The sequence below is a fragment of the Exiguobacterium sp. s64 genome, from assembly GCF_018618035.1.
In the GTDB taxonomy this organism is placed as follows: Bacteria; Bacillota; Bacilli; order Exiguobacteriales; family Exiguobacteriaceae; genus Exiguobacterium; species Exiguobacterium mexicanum_A.
The window spans coordinates 12,040-33,793 of the sequence record NZ_JACSLH010000003.1; the positions used below are offsets into that span (position 1 = coordinate 12,040).

At 51.7% G+C, this 21,754-nt stretch carries 26 protein-coding genes and 2 riboswitches; of the genes, 17 read left to right on the forward strand and 9 right to left on the reverse strand.

Annotated features, from left to right (window positions below; genetic code table 11):
* Positions 1 to 14 precede the first annotated feature (14 nt).
* The 3 genes from KNP64_RS05990 to KNP64_RS06000 are packed head-to-tail and all read left to right on the forward strand — an operon-like array spanning position 15 to position 1,234.
* Positions 15 to 734 (forward strand): DUF2711 family protein, encoded by a 720-nt coding sequence (locus KNP64_RS05990; RefSeq protein ID WP_214792129.1) that lies wholly within the window; start codon positions 15 to 17, stop codon positions 732 to 734.
* Between the two features lie 36 nt (positions 735 to 770).
* Positions 771 to 1,070 (forward strand): rhodanese-like domain-containing protein, encoded by a 300-nt coding sequence (locus tag KNP64_RS05995; RefSeq protein WP_021066010.1) that lies wholly within the window; start codon positions 771 to 773, stop codon positions 1,068 to 1,070.
* On the forward strand, positions 1,046 to 1,234 hold the full coding sequence (locus KNP64_RS06000; protein WP_214792494.1) for a hypothetical protein: 189 nt from the start codon (positions 1,046 to 1,048) through the stop codon (positions 1,232 to 1,234). Before KNP64_RS05995 ends, KNP64_RS06000 begins: the two co-directional genes overlap by 25 nt.
* Before the next feature lie 35 nt (positions 1,235 to 1,269).
* Here KNP64_RS06000 and folE2 read toward each other — a convergent pair whose 3' ends face one another.
* On the reverse strand, positions 1,270 to 2,178 hold the full coding sequence (folE2, locus tag KNP64_RS06005) for a GTP cyclohydrolase FolE2 (RefSeq protein ID WP_021066012.1): 909 nt from the start codon (positions 2,176 to 2,178) through the stop codon (positions 1,270 to 1,272).
* 439 nt (positions 2,179 to 2,617) lie between these two features.
* On the opposite strand from folE2, the gene KNP64_RS06010 reads away from it, so the two are divergent.
* Complete coding sequence (locus KNP64_RS06010) at positions 2,618 to 3,478, forward strand: Hsp33 family molecular chaperone HslO (protein ID WP_214764422.1); 861 nt, start codon at positions 2,618 to 2,620, stop codon at positions 3,476 to 3,478.
* Between the two features lie 59 nt (positions 3,479 to 3,537).
* The gene (locus KNP64_RS06015; RefSeq protein WP_214792131.1) at positions 3,538 to 4,266 is read left to right on the forward strand and encodes a MerR family transcriptional regulator; all 729 of its coding nucleotides are present in this window, start codon (positions 3,538 to 3,540) and stop codon (positions 4,264 to 4,266) included.
* Positions 4,267 to 4,449: 183 nt separating this feature from the next.
* Here the strand turns inward: KNP64_RS06015 and KNP64_RS06020 are convergent, their stop codons facing one another.
* Complete coding sequence (locus KNP64_RS06020) at positions 4,450 to 5,022, reverse strand: GNAT family N-acetyltransferase (protein ID WP_214792133.1); 573 nt, start codon at positions 5,020 to 5,022, stop codon at positions 4,450 to 4,452.
* A gap of 92 nt (positions 5,023 to 5,114) precedes the next feature.
* Between KNP64_RS06020 and pdxR the strand changes: the two genes are divergently transcribed.
* Positions 5,115 to 6,476 carry a MocR-like pyridoxine biosynthesis transcription factor PdxR gene (gene pdxR, locus KNP64_RS06025; protein ID WP_240731282.1) on the forward strand — a complete coding sequence of 454 codons (1,362 nt, stop codon included), beginning with the start codon at positions 5,115 to 5,117 and terminating at the stop codon, positions 6,474 to 6,476.
* A gap of 292 nt (positions 6,477 to 6,768) precedes the next feature.
* Complete coding sequence (locus KNP64_RS06030) at positions 6,769 to 7,602, forward strand: TerC family protein (protein WP_138858690.1); 834 nt, start codon at positions 6,769 to 6,771, stop codon at positions 7,600 to 7,602.
* A gap of 37 nt (positions 7,603 to 7,639) precedes the next feature.
* On the opposite strand, the gene KNP64_RS06035 is transcribed toward KNP64_RS06030, so the two are convergent.
* The 4 genes from KNP64_RS06035 to KNP64_RS06050 are packed head-to-tail and all read right to left on the reverse strand — an operon-like array spanning position 7,640 to position 10,605.
* Entirely contained in the window at positions 7,640 to 8,173 is a 534-nt protein-coding gene (locus KNP64_RS06035; protein WP_138858691.1) for a 1,2-dihydroxy-3-keto-5-methylthiopentene dioxygenase, read from the reverse strand.
* Positions 8,174 to 8,186: 13 nt separating this feature from the next.
* Positions 8,187 to 8,804: a methylthioribulose 1-phosphate dehydratase gene (locus KNP64_RS06040; RefSeq protein WP_128123584.1), complete on the reverse strand. Its 618-nt coding sequence runs from the start codon at positions 8,802 to 8,804 to the stop codon at positions 8,187 to 8,189.
* Positions 8,801 to 9,451 carry a 2-hydroxy-3-keto-5-methylthiopentenyl-1-phosphate phosphatase gene (locus KNP64_RS06045; protein ID WP_138858692.1) on the reverse strand — a complete coding sequence of 217 codons (651 nt, stop codon included), beginning with the start codon at positions 9,449 to 9,451 and terminating at the stop codon, positions 8,801 to 8,803. The genes KNP64_RS06040 and KNP64_RS06045 overlap by 4 nt, the downstream gene beginning before the upstream one ends.
* Positions 9,448 to 10,605, reverse strand: coding sequence for a 2,3-diketo-5-methylthiopentyl-1-phosphate enolase (locus tag KNP64_RS06050; protein ID WP_214792135.1), 1,158 nt, complete (start codon positions 10,603 to 10,605; stop codon positions 9,448 to 9,450). Before KNP64_RS06050 ends, KNP64_RS06045 begins: the two co-directional genes overlap by 4 nt.
* A gap of 69 nt (positions 10,606 to 10,674) precedes the next feature.
* Positions 10,675 to 10,776: riboswitch (SAM riboswitch) on the reverse strand.
* Between the two features lie 205 nt (positions 10,777 to 10,981).
* A riboswitch (SAM riboswitch) is annotated at positions 10,982 to 11,084 on the forward strand.
* An 81-nt stretch (positions 11,085 to 11,165) separates the two neighbouring features.
* Between KNP64_RS06050 and mtnK the strand changes: the two genes are divergently transcribed.
* Genes mtnK through KNP64_RS06075 form a run of 5 tightly spaced genes read left to right on the forward strand, consistent with a single transcriptional unit; the run spans position 11,166 to position 16,793 of the window.
* A complete protein-coding gene (gene mtnK, locus KNP64_RS06055; RefSeq protein ID WP_214711275.1) occupies positions 11,166 to 12,317 on the forward strand; it encodes an S-methyl-5-thioribose kinase in 1,152 nt (383 codons plus the stop codon).
* Positions 12,314 to 13,348, forward strand: a complete 1,035-nt coding sequence (mtnA, locus tag KNP64_RS06060) for an S-methyl-5-thioribose-1-phosphate isomerase (protein WP_214764417.1) — start codon at positions 12,314 to 12,316, stop codon at positions 13,346 to 13,348. Before mtnK ends, mtnA begins: the two co-directional genes overlap by 4 nt.
* Positions 13,341 to 14,417: a sugar ABC transporter substrate-binding protein gene (locus KNP64_RS06065; protein ID WP_138858696.1), complete on the forward strand. Its 1,077-nt coding sequence runs from the start codon at positions 13,341 to 13,343 to the stop codon at positions 14,415 to 14,417. The genes mtnA and KNP64_RS06065 overlap by 8 nt, the downstream gene beginning before the upstream one ends.
* Positions 14,417 to 15,790 carry a sugar ABC transporter ATP-binding protein gene (locus tag KNP64_RS06070; protein WP_138858697.1) on the forward strand — a complete coding sequence of 458 codons (1,374 nt, stop codon included), beginning with the start codon at positions 14,417 to 14,419 and terminating at the stop codon, positions 15,788 to 15,790. Before KNP64_RS06065 ends, KNP64_RS06070 begins: the two co-directional genes overlap by 1 nt.
* A 1-nt stretch (position 15,791) precedes the next feature.
* Entirely contained in the window at positions 15,792 to 16,793 is a 1,002-nt protein-coding gene (locus tag KNP64_RS06075) for an ABC transporter permease (RefSeq protein ID WP_214792137.1), read from the forward strand.
* A gap of 9 nt (positions 16,794 to 16,802) precedes the next feature.
* Here KNP64_RS06075 and KNP64_RS06080 read toward each other — a convergent pair whose 3' ends face one another.
* Positions 16,803 to 17,288, reverse strand: a complete 486-nt coding sequence (locus KNP64_RS06080; protein WP_214792139.1) for a GNAT family N-acetyltransferase — start codon at positions 17,286 to 17,288, stop codon at positions 16,803 to 16,805.
* 79 nt (positions 17,289 to 17,367) lie between these two features.
* Here KNP64_RS06080 and KNP64_RS06085 point away from each other — a divergent pair, with 79 nt between their 5' ends.
* Positions 17,368 to 17,748: a VOC family protein gene (locus tag KNP64_RS06085; protein ID WP_214792141.1), complete on the forward strand. Its 381-nt coding sequence runs from the start codon at positions 17,368 to 17,370 to the stop codon at positions 17,746 to 17,748.
* Between the two features lie 28 nt (positions 17,749 to 17,776).
* On the opposite strand, the gene KNP64_RS06090 is transcribed toward KNP64_RS06085, so the two are convergent.
* Positions 17,777 to 18,082, reverse strand: coding sequence for a winged helix-turn-helix transcriptional regulator (locus KNP64_RS06090; RefSeq protein ID WP_138858700.1), 306 nt, complete (start codon positions 18,080 to 18,082; stop codon positions 17,777 to 17,779).
* 118 nt (positions 18,083 to 18,200) lie between these two features.
* Between KNP64_RS06090 and KNP64_RS06095 the strand changes: the two genes are divergently transcribed.
* From KNP64_RS06095 to KNP64_RS06110, 4 genes are read left to right on the forward strand one after another with little or no spacing between them, the layout of a single operon-like run.
* Positions 18,201 to 18,692: a lactoylglutathione lyase family protein gene (locus KNP64_RS06095; protein WP_021066026.1), complete on the forward strand. Its 492-nt coding sequence runs from the start codon at positions 18,201 to 18,203 to the stop codon at positions 18,690 to 18,692.
* 2 nt (positions 18,693 to 18,694) lie between these two features.
* Positions 18,695 to 19,675: a zinc-binding dehydrogenase gene (locus KNP64_RS06100; protein WP_214764414.1), complete on the forward strand. Its 981-nt coding sequence runs from the start codon at positions 18,695 to 18,697 to the stop codon at positions 19,673 to 19,675.
* 49 nt (positions 19,676 to 19,724) lie between these two features.
* Positions 19,725 to 20,783, forward strand: a complete 1,059-nt coding sequence (locus KNP64_RS06105; RefSeq protein ID WP_214792144.1) for a threonine aldolase family protein — start codon at positions 19,725 to 19,727, stop codon at positions 20,781 to 20,783.
* Positions 20,784 to 20,806: 23 nt separating this feature from the next.
* Complete coding sequence (locus KNP64_RS06110) at positions 20,807 to 21,178, forward strand: YidH family protein (RefSeq protein ID WP_021066029.1); 372 nt, start codon at positions 20,807 to 20,809, stop codon at positions 21,176 to 21,178.
* Between the two features lie 42 nt (positions 21,179 to 21,220).
* Here KNP64_RS06110 and KNP64_RS06115 read toward each other — a convergent pair whose 3' ends face one another.
* Positions 21,221 to 21,721 (reverse strand): SRPBCC family protein, encoded by a 501-nt coding sequence (locus tag KNP64_RS06115; protein WP_138858704.1) that lies wholly within the window; start codon positions 21,719 to 21,721, stop codon positions 21,221 to 21,223.
* Positions 21,722 to 21,754 lie beyond the last annotated feature (33 nt).

Genomic DNA, 21,754 nt, shown 5'->3' on the forward strand with positions numbered 1-21,754 from the left:
AAGGGGGCGAGGAAATGGATGAAGAGGAAGGCATCATCACATTGCCGGAAGGGCATCGGTACGCCATGTTCGGTGGCGGGGATGATTATCCGATCAAAACGTATTACAAAGGGGTGTTCGAAACAGTATTCGTCGTGTTTCATCCGTTTCTGGTCCCGAAAGACGACCCGACCGCGGTTGACCGTTATGTCGAGTTGGATAAAAACGAGGTCGAACAGCAATTTCGGGCCATCACATGGGCAGATATGTGTCGCCGACTTGATTTCGATGACATCAAACGCATCGATCACGCGCTCCGGACGATGATTGCGGCGCTGAAACCGCATGCCGAAGATCGAGAAGGTGCGAATCGAATCATCGAATTTTGCAATCGCGAGAACGTACTTCCACCAGGCGAAGGAGAGCTGTCGAATCTTTTAGAGAATCAGGTGTTACGAGCACTGCTTGGGATGGGAGAAGAGTGGATGTGGAGCGGAGACGAGTTCTGCACGGAACGGCATCTCATCAACATTCGGGAGACGCTAACCTCCGATACGTGGGGGATGCGGCATCGGACGTTCTTCGGACATCAACATGATTGGCTCATCGTACCGCCTTGGGATAGCCATTTCACGTTGATTTGTGGCAGCCGAGCTTGGGTCGAGCAGGTGGTCGAGCGGTGCGAACTCGAAGGCTTCTATTGTGATGAAAACACGACAATCAATTGGAGTTTGCTTGATCGAAAACTGAGGTAAACTAGTAGGGGACAACACTATTAAGGGGGAACTACCATGCAAAACATCCATGCAACTGAATTACGGGAAAAGCTTGAGAACGGCGAAACGCTCCATATCATTGACGTGCGCGAACAAGACGAGTACGACGCGGGCCATATCCCGCACGTGCCGCTCTATCCGCTGTCTGAATTTCCTGGCGTCACGGACAAGCTCGCGAAAGATAACGTTTATCACGTCATCTGCCGCTCAGGCGGCCGCAGTGTGACGGCATGCGACTATTTGGAGTCGGAAGGCTATAAGGTCGTCAACGTCGAAGGCGGCATGCTCGCGTGGGACGGCGATATCGAGGCGTGATGCTCGACAATCCATGGGTCGTCATCCCGCTGTTAATCGCACTCTATTTGACCGTCTATACGTTCGTCAAACGAGTCGATGGCGATAAATGGAGGCTCGTCTGGGCTGTCTGGCTCGTCGTCATCGTCATGATGTTGACGATTCAGCTCGTCCAAAGTCTATAAAAAATGAGTGAAGCCCGCACAGGCTTCACTCGTTTTTAGTTATCGCGCTTATCGAATGTGATTGAGGCAATCGCATCGTGCTGATGAATCGACTCTTCGTTGCGGCATTCGACGAAGAAGTTGACGACTTGTTTCATTTCATACAAGTCAGCCGCGATCAAGCGGACCATGTCTTCGACGAAACGCGGGTTCTCGTAGGCGATTTCCGTGGCACGCTTCTCATCCGGACGTTTCAAGACAGGGTGAAGCGGGGCCGATGCGTTCGACTCAGCTGCCTCAAGGAGCGCGAGACGCCAGTCGAAACCGTCGAGCGATGCTTCATCGAGACCGGCTTCAATCGTGATGTAGCCGCGTTGGTTGTGGGCGCTGTACTCGCTGATTTCTTTCGAGCATGGGCAGAGCGTTGTCACGTTGATGACGAGACCAACCGTCACGCTTGCCATCCCTGTCTCGAGGTTGTACGTCACGTTGTGCATGACGTCCGCATTCATGAGACCGCTGAGACCTGTGGCCGGGGCTTTCCGGCTGAAGAACCATGGGTAACGGACCGTCAATTGACCTTCCGTCTGTTCCATGCGCTCGGCGAGTTCTTGCGCGAACTCGATGAGCGAGCGGTTCGATAACGTCCAGCCTTGCGTGTGGTACGCGTCGAGCTGTTCTGTCAGACGTGACATGTTGATGCCTTTACGGTCTTGGACGAGCGAAGTCGTCAACTCGAACGTGGCGACCGTCGCTTGGATGCCGTCTGGCGTCTCGATGTTGACTGGGTGTTTGACGTTTGAGATGCCGACGCTGTCAAGCGCGAACAAAAAGTTTTTTGGTGTGTTTTGTAGATCGACCATTTTATCTTTTTCAGTTGGTTTCGTGCCTTTGATGGGCGGGACCGAACCAAATAATTTATGTCGTTCTGCTTTAGTAGGTAAAGCGACATGGCTTGTAGACATAATCGGATTCTCCTTTTTTGAGAGGGCAAATGACTGCCACTCGTTCTTGTTAGGATTTTATCACGAAATGTACATCGACCGGGTACCATTTTGCTCTCTGAACATGCTTTGAACGTGCTTTGCATTGTTACTTCAAATTATATTTTGCGTTTTATTTGACAAACCGTCCTACAATATAAAACTATCAGTAGTTTTATATGGGTTATAGAAGTAAGTAATAATAGAGTAGTAGTAATTTTGAATAGAATTTTAAAAAACCAGTAACCTTAAAAAAGAAACTGGTTTTTAGAAATATAAACTTTTTTATAAAAGCTTCCAATAATCTCTCATATGTTAACTAAAAAAGAAATATTGTAAAAATGGTATTTACCCCTTGAACCTTACGTAAGGTAATGTCTTATAGTGAAACTAGCTTACTTTTGTAAAAGGAGGAATTATTGTGGAAAATACCATTGTTAAGGCATTGATCTACGAAGAGCAGATACGTTTATATTTTATTGATAATACCCAGCTGCTTCGAGACATCTTTGCCTTAAACCAGGAACTTCCTGAATCTCTTAAACTCATGTTGGGTAAAACGGTATCAGCGATGAGCATACTCTCTGGCACGCTCAAAGGGAACCAGCGCATGAGCATCCAGGTAACGTTGAGTAACCCTCACCATAAGATTTTTGCGGAAGCCGAAGCGAATGGAAATGTCAGAGGATACTTGAACGATGAACTTTTGAGATCTTCTGATACAGAAGAAAAGTCGATGCAAGATTTGATCGGACCTTCTGGGATGATCCGTGTCATAAAGGGTTCTGAGATGAATCAATTCACCAGCATTACCGATATGCCAAATCAACATATCACGGATGATATCGCCAACTATTTTGTGCAGAGTGATCAGACGCCGACCTATCTTTATTCCGACATTCAGTTGGATAATGAAGCTTCCCTTCTTTCCAGTCATGCACTGTATGCACAACTTCTTCCCGGTGCACCACCACAATTGCTTTCAGAAGTGAAAATGATTGTAAAAGCCAATCCAGATATTTTCAGTAAACTAAACGCTGAAGAAGCGAGTGACAGCGAAGAAGCGTTAACCCAGTTGTTTGGGGATGCAAAAATTATCGGCCATAGCTCCAGTCAATTTTTCTGCGGATGCAGCAAAGAAATGTTTTATGGCATGCTTTATTCCTTGAGTGAAGAGGAGATCAAACGGAGCATGGATCAAAATGAAGGCATTGAAGCTTTTTGCCATATTTGCGGGAAAACCTATACGTTTGAGCAAAAGGAGATGGAGCAACTCCTCTAACTTCGAATTTGTCGTTTTTAGTTGGTGAATAGAAATGTTGTTAAATGGAGGCTAAGCGAATGAAGGAATATTGGAAAGTCGGAGAAGTTGCAGAATTGGCGGGTTTAACGATTCGAACTTTACGCTATTACGATCAAATCTGTTTATTTTCACCTTCTCAGTATACGGAGTCAGGGCATCGGCTTTACACGAAAGCAGATTTGGTCCGTCTTCAGCCCATTTTGTCCTTAAAGCAGATGGGAATGTCGTTAGAAGAAATACAACTTCTGTTGTCTAATCCGGAGGAACAAACCGTTGCGGAGATTTTGCAAACCCAAATTTCTCGAGTCAAAAAAGAGATAGAGGTTCAGCAAAAACTAGTAGCGGAGTTGGAAAATGCGTTATCGGCTGCACACAGCAATCGGACCCTCTCGATTTCAGAACTTACTAAATTAATGGAGGCGCTGAAAATGAATAAGGAAAAATACTTTTCGAAGCAGCAATTGGATACCATGGAAAGCAGCTATGAAAATGCGGACAAACAGTTCTTGAAGCATACAGAACAAGAATTTGAAGCTCTCATCATGGAAATTCGTTTGGAAAAAGATAAAGGCACTTCTCCCGCCGATGAAAAAGTACAGCATTTAGCGAAAAAATGGAACGACATCGTGAATGTCTTTTCCGAAGGCGATATGGCTTTCCGTAAGCAAGCCGAGCGTTTCCACGCTGAAAACCCAGGGAACGAACTGCAACATGGAATAGATGGCGAGCTATACCAATTCATCAATAAAGCATTGAATCCTAAGTAATGTTAGAGAAAAAAGGAAGAGGAAAAGCTGGTTATAAAGCTTCTCCTCTTCCTTTTTTTTGTTGGTTTTTAGAGAACTGCTGATAATCTCGTGATATGTAAACTACTCTTTATAGGTCGCCTTATCCTTAGATTACAAACTCAAAACTGAAATAGGTCTCAAATACAGATATGGTATAAATTATTAATCTATTAGTATCTTGTGGAAGCGTTCTTTGACTTGTGGCCAATCCTCTTTTGTCACACTATACATGACGGTATGTCGAATTGTTCCTTCTTTGCGAATCATGTGGTTCCTTAAAATCCCTTCTTTAATGGCTCCGATTCTTTCAATGGCGCGTTGTGAACGGATGTTTTCATGACCTGTCTTGATTTGAACGCGATTCAATCCCAGTTCTTCAAAACAATACGTCAACAGTAAAAACTTGCAATTGGTGTTGATGTTCGTTCGCCAACTTTTGGGATTTAGCCAAGTTGAACCAATCTCTAGTCTTTTGTGTGGCATGGAAATGTCGAGAAACCAGGTGGCCCCAATGATCTTCTTTGTCTCGATATCTACAATCACAAAAGCAAACTCTGTTCCAGCTGCTCTCTTTTTTTGAGCGTCTTGTACATATTGTTCAACGTTCCTTTTGTCCGTCAAATCCACCGACATATGTTCCCAAATTTCATGGTTATTCGCTGCCTCCCAGATTCCTTCTATATGACTGATTTCCATCGGGACTAGCTTGACAACTTCATTCTCTAAGGTTTTCATTTCCCTCACTCCTTTCTATCATTACACTTCATTTCTGGTATGCTTAACATAACCAATTCGGAGTAAAATTTACATACCAAGGAGTGTTTGGAGTGGAACTGCAAGTAACGTTTCCATCGGGAACCACAAAATATATGGCCATTTATGAACACATCAAACAGCTCATTCTACAACAACAGTTAAAAGCGCATTCAAGAATGCCCTCTAAACGCGAATTAGCCAATCAATTGAATGTCAGTGTATTTACCGTACAGGAAGCATATGCCCAATTACTGAGTGAAGGTTACCTGTATTCAACAGAGAGACAAGGTTATTTTATAGGGGAGATTGAAGTCCCCTTCCAAGAAAAAGCTGCCCTTCAAAAAGAAGAATTACTGCCAACGATAAAAGAAGAGTCCTTAAATTTTAGAAACGGACAAGTTGATCCAACAGAATTTCCATACAAAATTTGGAACCGCCTGTATCAAAATTTTCTGGCTCCTGCCCATATTGCGAATGGTGCTTGGCAAGGGGAACCGGAATTACGGAACGAAATTGCAAACTATTTGCGCCGATCCCGAGGATTGCATTGCCATGCAAAACAAATTTATGTTTTCAGTGGTACTCAACAACAATTAAGTTGTCTGTGTCAATTCCTCATTCCTTCTAAAGTAGGAATCGAGGAACCTGGCTTTATTCGGGCAAATGCGGTTTTTCACCAATTAAACATACCTGTTTTACCTCTAAGGTTGGATTCTGAAGGCTGTACCGTACCGAAACAGCCAGTGACACTTCTTTATACAACTCCAGCTCACCAATATCCACTTGGCACCATAATGTCGATCAACAGGCGCCTTGAGTTGTTGACATGGGCAAAAGCTTCTTCCAGTTACATCGTGGAAGATGATTATGATTCGGAATTCCGTTACCGAGGAGCCTCCATTCCAACGTTGGCTCATTTAGACTCTTTAAATCAAGTTATTTATTTTGGTACGTTCTCAAAAACCTTACTGCCTTCTATTCGAATCAGTTATCTTGTCCTCCCCTTATCTTTAGTGAAAGAATATGAAGCATTCAATGCACTGCAGAAATCCACTGTTTCCAAAATCGATCAGTTAGTTGTTGCAGAATTCATTAAGACAGGTAGATATGAGAAGCACATCGCCAAAATGCGAACCCTTTACCGCTCAAAGAGAAAGTGCTTGATTGAAGCGATAGATGAATTTTTAGGAGAAGATTTTTCTGTTAGAGGAGATGAGGCTGGATTGCATATCATTGTCCAATTACCTGCCTTCTTAACGGAACGAGAAGCAATTGCAAGGGCGCATTCGCTTGGCATTGCAGTTGATGCCGTATCCCATATGTATCAAGAAACCAAATCCACCGACCGAGTGATCATCGGATACGGGGCTTTGAGTGTTGGAGAAATTCGGAAGGGCATTCAATCGCTTGCATCGGTCTGGAAAAGTCCCTAAGTTAAAGTCTTAAGAATAGGTTTCATATCTATCAAGCGTTCGTAAATGTGTCAAATCATTTTACGAACGTTCGTCACCTAACACACACTTTTAAGTGCAAGATAACGGTTAAAATCATCGCAAAATAACAGTAGAAGTAACACTTTGCATGTCCTCATAAATAAAAAAACTTCAGCAATTGAAGAAAAGAAGATTGATTTCGATATGAATCGGGAATAAAATGTTCCTGTGAACTTAAAAAATAGATCACTGTTAAATATGAAGGAACACAACAAAAAAGGGGATGTTTTTAATGGATTGGCAGTTAATTCTGCAGTACGCCTGGATCATCGTCGTACTCGTCGGTCTCGAGGGGCTACTTTCTGCAGACAACGCGCTCGTCTTGGCGGTCATGGTCAAGCACTTGCCGCGGACAGAACAGAAGAAGGCACTATTTTACGGATTACTTGGAGCGTTCGTTTTCCGCTTCATCGCCTTGTTCTTGATCTCATTCTTGATCAACGTCTGGCAAGTCCAGGCGCTCGGTGCGCTTTACTTGATCGGAATGAGCGCACGACATCTGTATATGACCTATAAGGCTCGTAAAACGGAGCCGAAACAAGATCTCGCTGCTGAGGCGAAAGAAGAGACGGCTGTCACAGAGAAGCCGGTCACGAAGAAAGAGTTCTGGTTGACGGTTGCGAAAGTCGAGTTTGCTGATATCGCCTTCGCGGTCGATTCGATTCTCGCAGCGGTCGCGCTCGCGGTCAGCTTGCCGCCGCTCGGTCTCGGTGAAATCGGTGGGATCGACTCTGGTCAGTTCTTCGTCGTCTTGACAGGTGGACTCATCGGGGTCATCTTGATGCGTTTCGCTGCTCGAATTTTCGTCAAGCTGTTGCATCAACGTCCGACACTTGAGACAGCCGCCTTCATCATCGTCGGCTGGGTCGGTGTGAAGTTGACGGTGCTCGTCCTTGAACACCCTGGCTTCAAGGAATTGATTGCCGGTACACCGTTCGCGTTCATGGGTCTTCCGGACGGCTTCGTCCACTCGACGGCGTGGACCGTGTTCTTCTGGTCGGTCATGGTCGGGATCGCGGTATGGGGTTGGTTCTCTTCAAAACCGACAGCCGCTGCCAAACATTAAAAAAATGGTCTCTCGCACAAATGCGAGAGACCTATTTTTATGCCTTCACGTCTTGTTTCTCGTAAATCGGCACCCAGCCCTCTGTCGTCACGAAGATGCGGACGGCGACGACTTTGCGGTCGTCTTGGAGCGTGAAGTAGTGGCGCGTGTTCACCGGCACCGAGATGAGGTCGCCGGGGTTGAGCTCGATGTTGAAGTAGCCACGCTCGGCGTCATCGATGGCGAAGATGCCATGGCCGCTGACGATGAAGCGGACCTCGTCATCCGTATGATGGTGCTCCTTTTGGAAGTTGACGAGCAATTCGTCCAAGTTCGGCGTCGCGTCTGACAATGAGATGACGTCTGCCGTCTCATAGCCGCGGCGCTCCGATACATCACGAATCTCGTCACGGAACGTCGACAAGATCGCTTGTTTGTCCTCGTCCGTCAACTGATAGTTCTCTTGCAGGTTTTCCGGTAGCTTCGTGATGTCCCACTGCTCATATAAAATCCCGCGAGACTCTAAAAAGGCGCTCACTTCAGTTTGATCGACGTAACGCTCTTCGGTTTGTTGGAAATAGACAGTTGCCATGGTTGGTTCCTCCTTATGAATGGACGCCTAGGGCGCGTAGTTTTAATGTATAGCTGAACAAGAACTCGTAAGCCTCTAAATAGCGTTTGGCCGCGGCCGGGGTCTCGCCCCAGACGGTGATGCCGTGATTGCGAATGAGGACGGCACCGGCGTTTGCGTGAATGTGAGGGGCGAAAGCGGCCGCAAGAGTCGGAATGTCCGCATGGTTCTCGATAATCGGTACGCGGACGACCGCATCCTCGTCCCAGAAGCCGAGCGCTTTGATGATTTCTTGACCGGTGAAGACGACTTCGCCGGTGGCGGCATGGAGCTCGGAGATGACATTATTGTCGACCGTATGGACATGGAGCGAACACGTCGCATCCGTCCGATTGAACACTTCGACATGTAGCAGCGTCTCGGCGGATGGTTTTCCTGTCTGTTCGCCGATTAAGCGTCCGCCCGCATCGACATGAACAAAGTCGTCTGGCGTTCGTTTCCGTTTATCGCGTCCACTCGCCGTGACGAGAAATTCGAGCGGGTCGTCAGAGACGCGAATCGCCAAATTCCCACTCGTTCCGGGGAACCAGTCGCGGGCGGCGAGTTCGTCTTTAATCTCGGCCAGTTCAAGCCAACGTGCCGTAAGGCTCATACGGCCACCTCCTTCAAGTGATGGGTGATGTCGTCGAACGTCTCGAACGGGGCGTAACGGATGCCTGCGTCTTCGCAGAGCGTGATGAGTTGACCCCGGGCGTAGACGAAGTCGGCACGCTTCGCGACCTCGAAGTCGGTCACCGAGTCGCCGATGATGATTAAGCGGTCACTCGGATTGACGATACGGCGGGCAATCGTCGGCTTGCAACAGCCGCAATCGTTCGTACACTGTTCGTCACAAGCGTGCGGCCACGTGACGGTTACCGTCTCGTCGGAGAAGTCGGCGACGTTACAGTAGATGTGCTCAGGGGCGACGTGACCATCTAAGACCGGCTGGACGAAGAAGTCCATCCCGCCGCTGACGACGTCAAACTTCCAACCGTGCGCCCGAACCTGTTCTAAAAATGATGGGAACCCTTGGCGGAGCGTGATCCGCTCCAACAAATAATCGTGGTAAGCCGGGGCGGCCTCGCTCGGCAATAGTTGAAACATTTGACCGACACCGGAGCGAATGGAAATCCGTTGTTCGAGCACCGCATCTTTCAACTCGACCCAAGCCGGCGGGGCGAATGCCTTCATCAACGCGATGATATTGTCTTCCGCCGTGATCGTCCCATCGAAGTCGCACAGGATGTGGACCGTCATCGTGACGCCCACGCCTTTAACGCGGTATCGAGTTCGTCCGTCTGTCCTTCGGTGGGACCGAGGACGTGAGTGATGGCTTGGCGGAAAGCACGGGCCCCGGCGGCTGCACCGTCCGGGTGACCATGAATGCCACCGCCGGCGTTGATGACGACCTCCGTCCCGAAATCACGAATGATATCGGCGACAAGCCCCGGATGAATCCCGGCTGACGGGACCGGTAAAATTGGTTTCGACCAATGCGGTTCGGCGCTCAAGTCACGAATCGCGAACGCCTCGTCCCGTGGTGTCGCGAGCGAACCGTATGGAGACGGGAAGAGCGTCAAATCGGCCCCGGCGAGACGTGGGAGTTTACCGAGTAAGAGCGAATGACTGATGGACCCGGTCAAGGCGCCGGCAAAGGCCGGGTGGGCCAAAATCGGCACACGGATGTCTGGGTCGTTCGCAAGTTCGCGCAGTGCGTCAAGACTGTACGTATAGACGTTGAATAGGAGCGCCGTCGCACCGGCCTCGATCAGCCGGAGCGCCTGGTCGCGAAGACCGAACACAGGGCCGCTCAGCGTGATGGCGTAGAGGACACGTTTCCCGGTCGCCTCAAAGTGCGCTTGAATGACGGCCGCTCCGATCCGGGCCCGTTCGAGCGACGGCGTGAGCGGATTGTCGTATAAAATCTCGTCGTCTTTGACGATATCGATGCCGCCGGCGAACTGATCGCGGAGTTGCTGCTCGAGAAACGCGAGGTCACGCCCGATGACGCCTTTGAAGATGCTCATGACGAGCGGACGGTCATGGACACCGAGCAACTCGCGAATCCCGTCGACGCCGAACTTGGCGCCTTTGAAATGAGGGGCGAGCGTTTCGGGCAACGTCAAATCGATTAACCGAATCGAATCGTCGAGGGATAGTTTCCCGAACGTCGTCGTCAAGATGGATGAAAAGTCAGGGCTGACATTATGTAACGGATAGCGGATCGTGAACCGGCTCGTCGTCTCCGTATGGGTGGTCGATACGACCTCACCCCGGTACGCCTGTAACTGCTCTTGCTCTAAATGACGCAGCTCAGTCCATGTGCCGACGGTCAGCTCGAGGGCGATTTTGTCGGCAATGCTTGCGACCGCATCCGTCCGTTTGATTTCATATGTGGCAGTGATACTCATATGGTTCCTCCTTCCAGGCAAACAAAAAATGACCCCATGCCGAGGCAAGAGGTCATCATAAAAAATGAACTCTTATCTCTCAGCTTTCGCTGCAAGAATTAGCACCGTGCCATCTCTGGTCGGTTGCTGCGACATCATCGGGCTCGTCCCTCCGTCTGCTCTTGATAAGAATGTGATTTGAAGTTGTGAAATTTAATTGAATTTTTACACAGATTCGTCACGTCGTCAATTCCTTTTTTTCCAAAAAAAATATTTTGGGAAGTTGTTTCCATATATGCACAAAAAAAAGACGAGTGGCACGGAGAAAAGGACGTTGACAATTGTGACGTCGAGTCCGTAATATTCATCACATAAGTTCACCGAATCGAATAAACCACTCTTATCGCGAGTTGGCAGAGGGAATTGGCCCGATGACGCCGCAGCAACCGACCATTAGGCACGGTGCTACATCCACCAGACGAATGTCTGACAGATGAGAGGAACAACCATTTTGGCTGTGCCTCTTTCTCGCGGAGAAAGGGGCTTTTTTTGTGGGCAACGTACAGGAAGGGGAAAACATCATGTCATATCAACCATTTACAGAACAGTCTGTCGTCGAGCACGTCCGTCAATTAGGATACTTGCAAGACGGAATCGCCGAGTGTGAGGAAATCGGGGACGGCAATTTGAATCTCGTGTTTCGGATTCGCCAAGGCGAACAGCGCCTAATCGTCAAACAGGCGCTCCCATACGCTAAAGTCGTCGGTGAGAGCTGGCCGCTTACACTCGAACGGGCATGGATTGAACAGTTGGCACTCCGTGAGTTTGCGAACGTGGCGCCGCGTTTCGTCCCGGACGTCCTCGGTAGCGACCGGACGCTCGCCTACACGATTTTAGAAGATCTGTCTGATTATGAGATTGTCCGCACCGGTTATTTGAAAGGGGAGAGCTATCCGGAACTCGCGCGTCATGTCGGTGAATTTTTAGGCGAGACGCTGTTCGCGACGTCGGATTATGCGGCCGGCCCGATCGCGAAGAAGCGGATTGAACGTGACTATTACAACCCGGAACTGTGTGACATCACCGAGAAGCTCATCTTCACCGACCCGTTCAAAGACGCGGAGTCGAACAACATCGAGGCGGCGCTTCGAGAAGATGTCGAACGCCTCTGGCAAGACCAGGCGCTCAAGGTCGAGGTGACGAAACTGAAAGTCGGATTTGTCACGAAACATGAGGCGCTTCTGCACGGTGACCTACATACAGGCAGCATCTTCGCGACTCAACAAGAGACGAAAATCATCGATCCAGAGTTCGCATTTTACGGACCGTTCGGCTTTGATTTGGGCCAAATTATCGCCCATTTGACGCTGTCGACGTTCCATGACCCGCTCAAACGCTTCGAACGTTTCACGGACGTCTTGACGGTGTGGGAGACGTTCGAGAAGACGTTCCGGGCCAACTTTGAGCGCGCTGTCGAGCCGTTCAATACGGACGGTTTCGTCGACGAATTGTTGCGGACAATCTTCAGCGACACGATCGGCTATGCCGGTTGCGAACTCATTCGCCGTGCCGTCGGACTCGCCGGTGTCGCCGATCTCGAGACGTTGCCGGAAGCGACGCGGCTCGAACGAAAACGTGACGCGCTTGCCCTCGGGACGGCGCTCATTAAAGAACGCCACAGCGTCGAATCGATTGACGACTTGGTGACGCTTTTGTCGGGGGTGCGCGTATGACGGTCCAAAACATCCGCTTTAATTCGCAAACGGACGAACTCATCCTATTGGATCAGACGTTGTTACCACATGAAGAGCGTTACGTGACAATCGAGACGCTCGAACAGGCCGAACATGCCATCGAGACGCTCCAAGTCCGTGGTGCCCCGGCCATCGCTTACTTCGGGGCGTTCGTCCTCGCCAAAGAGGCAGGCCGGTTAGTCGACGACCCGGACTTCACCCGTCGACTCGACCTCGTCGGACGCCGCTTGATTGCGACAAGACCGACGGCGGTCAATCTGCAAAACGTGATCGAATCGCTCCTTGATTTAAATGTCGGGGACGACTTTGAGGCGATTGCCGAGGAAATCAAACGCCGCGCCATCGCTTTGTACGACCGGGACGTCGATACATATCGGGCCATCGGCGAGCATGCGCTGACGGTGTTGCCGGCCGGGGGGAACGTGTTGACAATCTGCAACGCCGGTGCCATCGCGACATCGCGATACGGCACAGCGCTCGCGCCGTTTTACGTCGGAAAAGAACAGGGCGTATCTTTCAACGTCTTCGCCTGTGAGACGCGGCCGCTCCTGCAAGGGGCACGCCTCACTGTCTGGGAACTCGACCGGGCCGATATCGACGTGACGCTCATCACCGACAATATGGCGGCTTGGACGATTCAGTCAAAACGAGTCGACGCCATCATCGTTGGAGCTGACCGTATCACACGGACGGGTCACGTCGCCAATAAAATTGGGACGTTGCAGCTCGCCGTCCTTGCCAAACATTACGGCATTCCGTTCTATGTCGCGGCGCCGCATTCGACGTTCGATTTGACGGCGGATGACACGATTGAAATCGAGGAGCGGAACCCGTCAGAAGTGACACATATCGGTGGTCAACCGACGGCACCCGTCGGCATCACCGTCTTCAATCCGGCGTTCGACGTCACCCCACCGGACCTCATCACCGGACTCATCACCGAGGCGGGTGTGTTCGAGCCGACAGAGACTGCCATCACACATCATGTAGGGGGAACAATTCATGTCTAAAAAACTATTAATTTTACTATTCACATTCGTCTTGGCGCTCGTCGGTTGCACGAACGAACAAGCGGCCCCATCGAAGCCGGCTGAGAAGACACCGGAGACGAAACCCGTCTCGGTCTCGAATGCCACACTTCCGAAAGATATCGATGTCGCCCTGATCATGCAGATGTCGATCGGGACGTTCTCGTCGCAGTATATCAACGGGGTGACGGAACAAGTCGAATCGTTCGGCGGCAACGTGAAAGTGTACAACGCCGACAACGACCTGTCGAAGATGGCGAGCTATGTCGATACGGCGACGACGCAAGGCGTCGATGTCATCTTGATCGACCATGGCCGTGCCGATGCGTTGAAAGAACCGGTCCAACGCGCGCTCGATAAAGGCATCAAAGTCGTCGCGTTCGACAACGATTTGACGAACGAAGGCGTGACCGTCATCGACCAAGACGACTATTCGCTCGCTTGGCGTTCACTCAAGGCGCTCGCCGAAGATTTGGACGGTGAAGGCAAAATCGTCACGATTTGGGTTGGTGGCTTCACACCGATGGAACGTCGCCACACGATTTATGATGCGTTCTTGAAGCGTTACCCGGGTATCACAGAAGTCGCCAAGTTTGGTTCGGCGACGAACAATACGGCGCTCGACACACAGAGCCAGATGGAAGCAATTTTGAAGAAGTATCCGGAAGGTGAGATTGATGCCGTGTTCGCGATGTGGGACGAGTTCGCTAAGGGTGCGAGCCGTGCCATCAAACAGGCCGGACGCGATGAGATCGCCGTCTATGGGATTGATTTGAGCGATGAAGATTTGCAGCTCATGCAAGAGGACGGTAGCCCGTGGAAAGTGACGGCGGCGACCGATCCGGCTGAAATCGGACGGATTCAAGTCCGTTACGCGTATCAAAAATTAGCTGGTGAAGAGACGCCGTCGATTCATTCGGTCGACCCATATCTCGTCGACCGCGACGTCTTGCCGGACGAGAAAGTAACGATGGACGACCTCGGTCAATACGTCCCGAACTGGGGCGCATCAGACGCGGCCTGGTCGGACTGGATGAAAGGGACGGACTGATGTTACGGCTTGAACGCGTCACGAAACGCTATGGTGATGTCACGGTGCTCGACGACGTCAGCTTCACGCTCCGCCGTGGCGAGATTCATGGCTTGCTTGGGTTGAACGGGGCCGGGAAGAGCACGCTCGTGAAGCTGTTGAGTGGCGCCATCATCCCCACATCCGGGACGATCGAGCTCGACGAGACACCGGTCACATTCACACCGGCCGAGGCGATACGCCGTGGGATCATCACGGTGTCGCAAGAAGTCGATGACGCCCTCTATCTCGATTTACCGATTTATGAAAACGTCGTGCCGTGGCAGGCGGTCGAACGGATTCGTCCTCGTGAACTAAAACAGCGAGCGGCCACCTACTTGGAACGTGTCGGACTAGAGATTGACGTGACCGAACCGGTCGGACGATTCCCGCTCAGCGTCAAACAACGTGTCTTGATTGCCCGGGCGCTCGCGAGTGATGCGGCCTACCTCTTGCTCGACGAACCGACGGCCGCCTTGTCGACGGAAGATGCGACGTCACTGCTCACGTTATTGCAGTCGCTCGCAGAGGAAGGTGTCGGCATTCTTCTCATCACGCATCGGTCGGACGAACTGTCGCGCGTCACCACGACGACGACGTTCCTCCGGGATGGCCGTATCGCCTATGAAGGGCCGTTTCAGGCGTTGTCAGAACGGGATATCCATACGTATTTGAGCGGATCTGACATGGCAGAAGCGGTAGAGAAAGCCGTTCCGGAAACCGAGATGCGGATTCAGGCAGAGCTCACGTTACCGGCGTTCGGGACGAGTTTGCCGTTCACGGCGTATAAAGGCGAAGTCGTCGGCATCGGCGGTGTTACCGGGAGCGGGAAGACGGAGTTGATCGAGGCGCTATTCGGTCTCTCCGGCGTTGAACAACAGATGACGTTGGACGGAAAACCAATCAAGATTCGAGAACCGCGTCAGGCGGTCCGGTCCGGGTTCGCCCTCGTACCGGAAGAACGCCGGAAACAGGGACTCTTCCTCGACGATTCGATTGAACGGAACGTCCTCGCGATCGAAGGGAAGGCGAACGCAGTCACGCGCGTCTTGGCCTCGCTCCGTGTGAAATACGACCAGGTCGGGCAACCGGTCCGAGAGCTGAGCGGGGGGAATCAACAAAAAGTTGTCCTCAGCAAATGGCTCCTCGAGGACCGGGACGTCTATCTGCTCGACGAACCGACGAAAGGCGTCGACGTGACGGCGAAACGGGATATTTATGAACTCGTCACCCGCCTCGCGAAAAGTGGAAAGACTGTCATCTTTACGTCGAGTGAACCGCATGAACTAGAATTGATCGCCAACCGGACGCTTTGGCTCGACCGCGGCCGTTGGCAACAGAAAGGAGGGGTTTAACATGGCCCAACTCGTCATCAAACAACGCACGAAACGCTTCAGTGGCATCGGTCAATACGGGACGTTGTTCGCGATTCTCGCACTCATCGCCGTCTTCGGCGTGACGAACGACCAGTTTTTGACGTACGCGAACTTCAGCGACATCATCAAGTCCGTATCGATCGTCTCGCTGCTCGCCCTCGGAGTGACGTTCTCGCTCATCGTCGGCGGGTTCGACTTATCGGTCGGCTCAACGGCGAGCCTCGCGACAATCGGTGCGGCGTCGAGTCTCGTATTACATAGTCAAGAACTGCTCGTCGCTTTGCTCGTCCCGATTGCCCTCGGCGTGCTCGTCGGACTATTGAACGCGCTCGTGACAATCAAGTTTCGGTTACCGGATTTGCTCGCGACGCTCGCCATCATGTACGTCATCAATGGGGTCCAATTGACGTATACGAAGGGTTTTTCAATCTACGACAATATGCCGATTGAAGGAGGGACGGCACCGGGACGATTCATCCCGTCGTTCCTCTTCATCGGCCAAGGTTCGATCGGTCCTGTCCCGTTCGTCGCCATCTTGATGCTTCTCTTCTTCGCCGGGGCCCATCTATTTTTGACGTATTCGAAGACGGGACGCGAATTTTATTACGTCGGCTCGAACGTCGAGGCGGCCCGCCGCTCCGGCATCGCCGTCACGCGCATCAAGCTGTACGCGTATGTGTTGAGTGGTCTGTTCGCAGCCATCGGCGGCATTATCTTGGCGTCGCGCATCGGTACCGGACAAGTATCGGCCGGAGCACCGCTCCTCATGGACGCGGTCGCAGCCGCCTATATCGGTTACGCCGTCTTCGGGACCGGACGACCGAACGTCGTAGGTACGTTAATCGGTGCCGTCTTGATTGGGATTTTGTTGAACGGACTGACGATGTGGGACGTGCCGTATTACGCACAAGACATCGTCAAAGGCACAATTTTGATTGCGGCGCTCGGCTTGTCATACATCCAAAAGAAACAGCTCACATAGGAAAAGTCCTCAGAACGGTTGGTTCTGAGGACTTTCTTGACGTTCCATCTGAATAAAATTGAACGTGCTCCCGTTCGTCGGTTGTTGAAACGAACCGGTCTGCTTGAACCCGCACGTCTCATAGACACGGATCGCCCGCGCGTTGAAGGCGGCGACGGACAAGGTGATGCGATGAGGTGAGTACGTCGCTTTGACGAAGTCGAGAATCGATGTGACGAACGCTCGTCCGCTCCCGTTCCCGGTCAAATCGGGCTTCATGCCGAGACCGATATCGACCGTTTCAGCATCCGTTTGCGCGACGCTCACGAACCCGACGAGTGCACCGTCAGACGTGATGGCGAACACCGACTGTCCGCGCTGTTCGACGTCTAAAAATTCGGCTAAATCGTCTTTGTCGGCCGCCATATTGTAAAACGCATAATCGCCTTCGTAGTGCCACGTGTAGGCGATCGTTTCCGCCTGTGGCTGGGTCAGGACAGCGAATTGATGGGTCATTTGAATTTCCTCGTTTCACGAGCAGGATGTAGTGCTACACTCATCATAGCACCACCAACTTGGAAAATGAGGTGATCACATGGGAATCAAGCTAGATATGATTGGCATCGTCGTCGAAGACATGAAACGGGCGCTCGATTTTTACCGTTTGCTCGGCCTATCGATCCCGGAAGCGATGGATGGGGAAGCGCACGTCGAAATCGATGACGGCGGTGTCCGGCTCGCCTTCGATACGGTCGAAGTGGCGGAGTCGGTGTATGGGGAATGGAAACCGGCGACGGGGCACCGGGTCGAACTCGCCTTCTTGTGCGATAGTGGGGATGAGCTGGATGCGCGCTATGAAGCGATCGTCGGAAACGGTTATGCCTCGCACCGCGAACCGTGGGATGCGTTTTGGGGACAACGTTACGCCATCGTCATCGACCCGGATGGAAACCTCATAAGTCTATTCGCAGCATGACAAAACCCGCGCCGGATTCGGCGCGGGTTTATTCGTCGTGTGTCTCGCCCCAAGAGCAGAGCGCCTTCATGGCTGGTTGCAGGCTGAGTGCGTCCTCGGTGAGCGAGTATTCGACGTGAAGCTGTTTCTCGGTCGAATAGTCGATGCGGCGGACCATACCGAGCTGTTCGAGCTCGCGCAGTTGATCGGTCAACACCTTGCGGCTGACGTCAGGGATGGCGCGTTGAATCTCCGAGAAGCGGCGCGGGCCGTTTTCGAGCGTACAGTACACTTGAGGCCGCCATTTACCGCCGATGATGTCGAGCGCCTTATTGACGGGGAACGGGGTCGTCATGTTCAATTCGCCTCGCTTTCGGGTAGTTACTTGAATGTGCGTACTTTTTTTTATTGCTTCGATGAAGGTATCGTATCGTTATCCATCAAATTGAGCAAACAAAAAGGAGCAGATGACAGTGACATATCCACGTACATTCTCACATATCGGGCTATCGGTCCCGAGTGTGACCGAAGCAGTTAAATTTTATGAGGACGTGATGGGCTGGTACACCATCATGCAACCATCGGACGTCGTCGAGGACGACTCGCCGATCGGTGTCATGTGCACGGACGTATTTGGACCGGGCTGGGGCAGCTTCAGAATTGCCCACATGTCGACGGGTGATAAGATTGGCATCGAGCTGTTCGAGTTCCCAAACAATGAGAAGCCGGAGAATAATTTCGAGTTTTGGAAGACGGGTATTTTCCACTATTGTGTTCAAGACCCGGACATCGAAGGGCTCGTTGAGAAAATCGTCGCCCATGGCGGAAAACAACGGATGCCAATCCGGGAATATTACCCGGGCGATAAACCGTACCGGATGGTGTATTGTGAAGACCCGTTCGGCAACCTCGTCGAAATCTACTCGCATTCCTATGAACTGACGTATTCGGAAGGAGCGTATTGAGTATGAAGGCTTGGCTACTTGATCAACCTGGATTAGAACATCTGCACATCGGTGAGGTGGAGCGACCGACACCAGATGCGGGCGAACTGCTCATCAAAGTCGAAGCGGTCGCCTTGAACCCGGTCGACTATAAAGTCGGCACGAACGGCAACCCGAACTGGTCCTATCCACACATTCTCGGCGTCGACCTGGTCGGGGAAGTCGTCGAAGTCGGTTCGAGCATCGCCAATATCATTACCGGTTCACGTGTCGCCGTCCACACGAGTCTTGGAAACAACGGCGGCTTCGCCGAGTATGCGGTCGTCGATGCGCGTGCTTGCGCCGTCGTCCCGCCGGAAGTGAGCGACGAGGCCGCTGCGGCCATCCTCTGTGCCGGCATGACAGCGTATGAGGCTATCATGCAGAAGTTGAACACGCGCGACAAAGAGACGATTCTCGTCCACGCCGGAGCGGGAGGAGTCGGTGGTTACGCGATTCAACTCGCCAAAAAACTTGGGCTTAAAGTGTTCACGACGGCATCGCCGGAAAACTTTGACTGGGTCACATCACTCGGTGCCGATGTCGCCATCGACTACAACGTCGAGGACGTGACGGAGAAAATCATGGAACTGACAGACGGTCGCGGTGTCGACCTGATTTTGAACACGGTCGGACGCGATGTGGCGACGGCCGATCTCGACCGGCTCGCATTCAGTGGACAGCTCGCTTATATCGCCGGTCCACCTGACATGTCGAACATGAAAGGGTTCACGCTGTCGCCGTCGATTCATGAAGTCGCCCTCGGTGCGGCCCATGCGAGTGAGAACGAGCGGGCCATCCGTAACTTGTCCTATATGGCCGAAGAGATGATGAAGCTGCTCGAGGCGGGTGAATTGAACGACCTCGTCACGGACGTCTTGCCGTTCGAACGGTTAAAAGATGGTTTGGAACAGCTACAAACACGAAAAGTACGCGGCAAATTAATCGTCCGCATGCGCGACTAACTGATGGCCTCCTGTCTATGGACAGGGGGCTTCTTGTGGAGGGGATGACATGGATTTACGGACATCGTATCAACAGACGTCACATCAACTGAGCGGTCACGGGAAACGAACTGTCGGCGTCTTGCAACAGGCGTTCGCTGAGGTCGACCCGAATCAGGTGAGCGACCACTATGGGACGGGCGAGGTCATCATGCGGTTCGAGCAAAAAATGGCGCAAGAACTGGGTATGGAGGATGCGATTTTCTTCCCGAGCGGCACGATGGCACAACAAATCGCCTTACGGATTTGGGCGGACGAGACCGAAAATCGAAACGTCGCCTATCATCCGCTCTGTCACTTGGAGATTCACGAACAGGACGGGTTGAAGGAGTTGCATCACCTCGAACCGATTTTGCTTGGGGATGACGACCGGTTGATGACGCTCGACGAAGTGAAGGCGTTACTGGATGTCGCCTGCCTGTTGATTGAGTTGCCGCAACGGGAACTCGGCGGTTACTTACCGTCATTTGCTGAACTTGAGGCGATTAGTCATTTGTGCCAGGAGCGAGGGATTCGTCTGCATCTAGATGGAGCGCGCCTCCTCGAGACGCTCCCATATTATGAGAAGACAGCAGAGGACGTATGTGCGTTGTTCGATAGCGTCTACGTCTCATTCTATAAAGGCATCGGCGGTATTGCAGGTGCCATCTTAGCAGGACCTAAACCGTTCTGTGACGAGGCGAGAATATGGAAACGGCGGTACGGCGGTGACTTGATTGGACTGTACCCGTACATCATCCCGGCTGACTATTACTACGAGCTACGGAAAGACCGAATGGGGATGTATGTCGAGCAGGCGAAGGAACTGGCGCGCCGCTTCAATGCGCTCGACGGAGTGTGGACGACACCGGAAGTCCCGGTGACGAACATGTTCCATCTTCATCTCGAAGGGGACGACGAAGCGGTCGCGGCACGGATTCAATCCGTTCAAGAGACGACAGGGGTCGGCGTCACGGGATATCTCGTATCACATGACGACTATTGTTCGACCGAGATCAGTATCGGGGATGCGTATGGAGAGATTGATGAACATCAACTCAATCGATTATTCGAACAATTAGAGCAATGATGAGCTAGAAAGAAGGGATATCGGTGAAACTAGATTTAGAGAAGACGGTCGATTCGCAGTACATCCAGCAACATCTCGCCAATGAGCGGACGTTCCTCGCCTGGATTCGGACGGCCATCACGGTCATCGGAATCGGCTTTCTCGTGACGAACTTCCACTACTATCGAAGTGAAAATTTGAGCGGGGCCGAGCACCAATTGATTACGGCGATCGGCATCTTGTCGATCATCTTTGGGATCGCGACGATCCTCGTCGGGACCCGGTCGTATTTGAAAAAGGTGCATACGATCAACTCTCAGCAGTTCAAATCGGCGAAGATGAGCCTTGTCGCGCTCGCCATCGGGATGGTGTTCATTTTCACGTTGATTTTGATTGTCAGTTACTTTTTATTTTGACGACAAACAAGCACCGTGCCTCGAGAGGGACGGTGCTTGTTGTTATCGAGAGATGATGGCGTCGAGCCGTTCGAGTTGCGAAGAGAAGCCTTCGACAGCCCCCATCTCGACGACTTGCTGGAGCGACTCGGCGTCCGTGAATTCGGAGCGGCTGATGAACAGTGTGCCGTTCGGGATGTCGACAAACTCGTTCGTGATCGTCATGACGGGAAGTTCGGGATTGACGTGTCCGTCCGCGTCCGAAAATGCGTCCGTATAGACGATTTTTCGGTGCGGATCGATTTCGAGGAACGTCGATTTCCCCCATGACTCCATACCGTAGTAGTCACCCTGCTCCTTGTCGACACATGTCATTTTGTAATGCCATGTGCCACCTGGTTCGAACTCGAACGTACGAACCTCTGTCTTCCATCCGGCCGGTCCCCACCATGCTTCGAGGTGGGCCGGTGTTGAGAATGCCTCGAACACGAGCGCACGCGGCGCGTTAAAACTGCGTTCGACGACTAATGTTTTGCCTTCGATTTGAGACTTTACTTTTTCCATTGGAAAGACCCCTTTCTCGAGACAGAAGATACA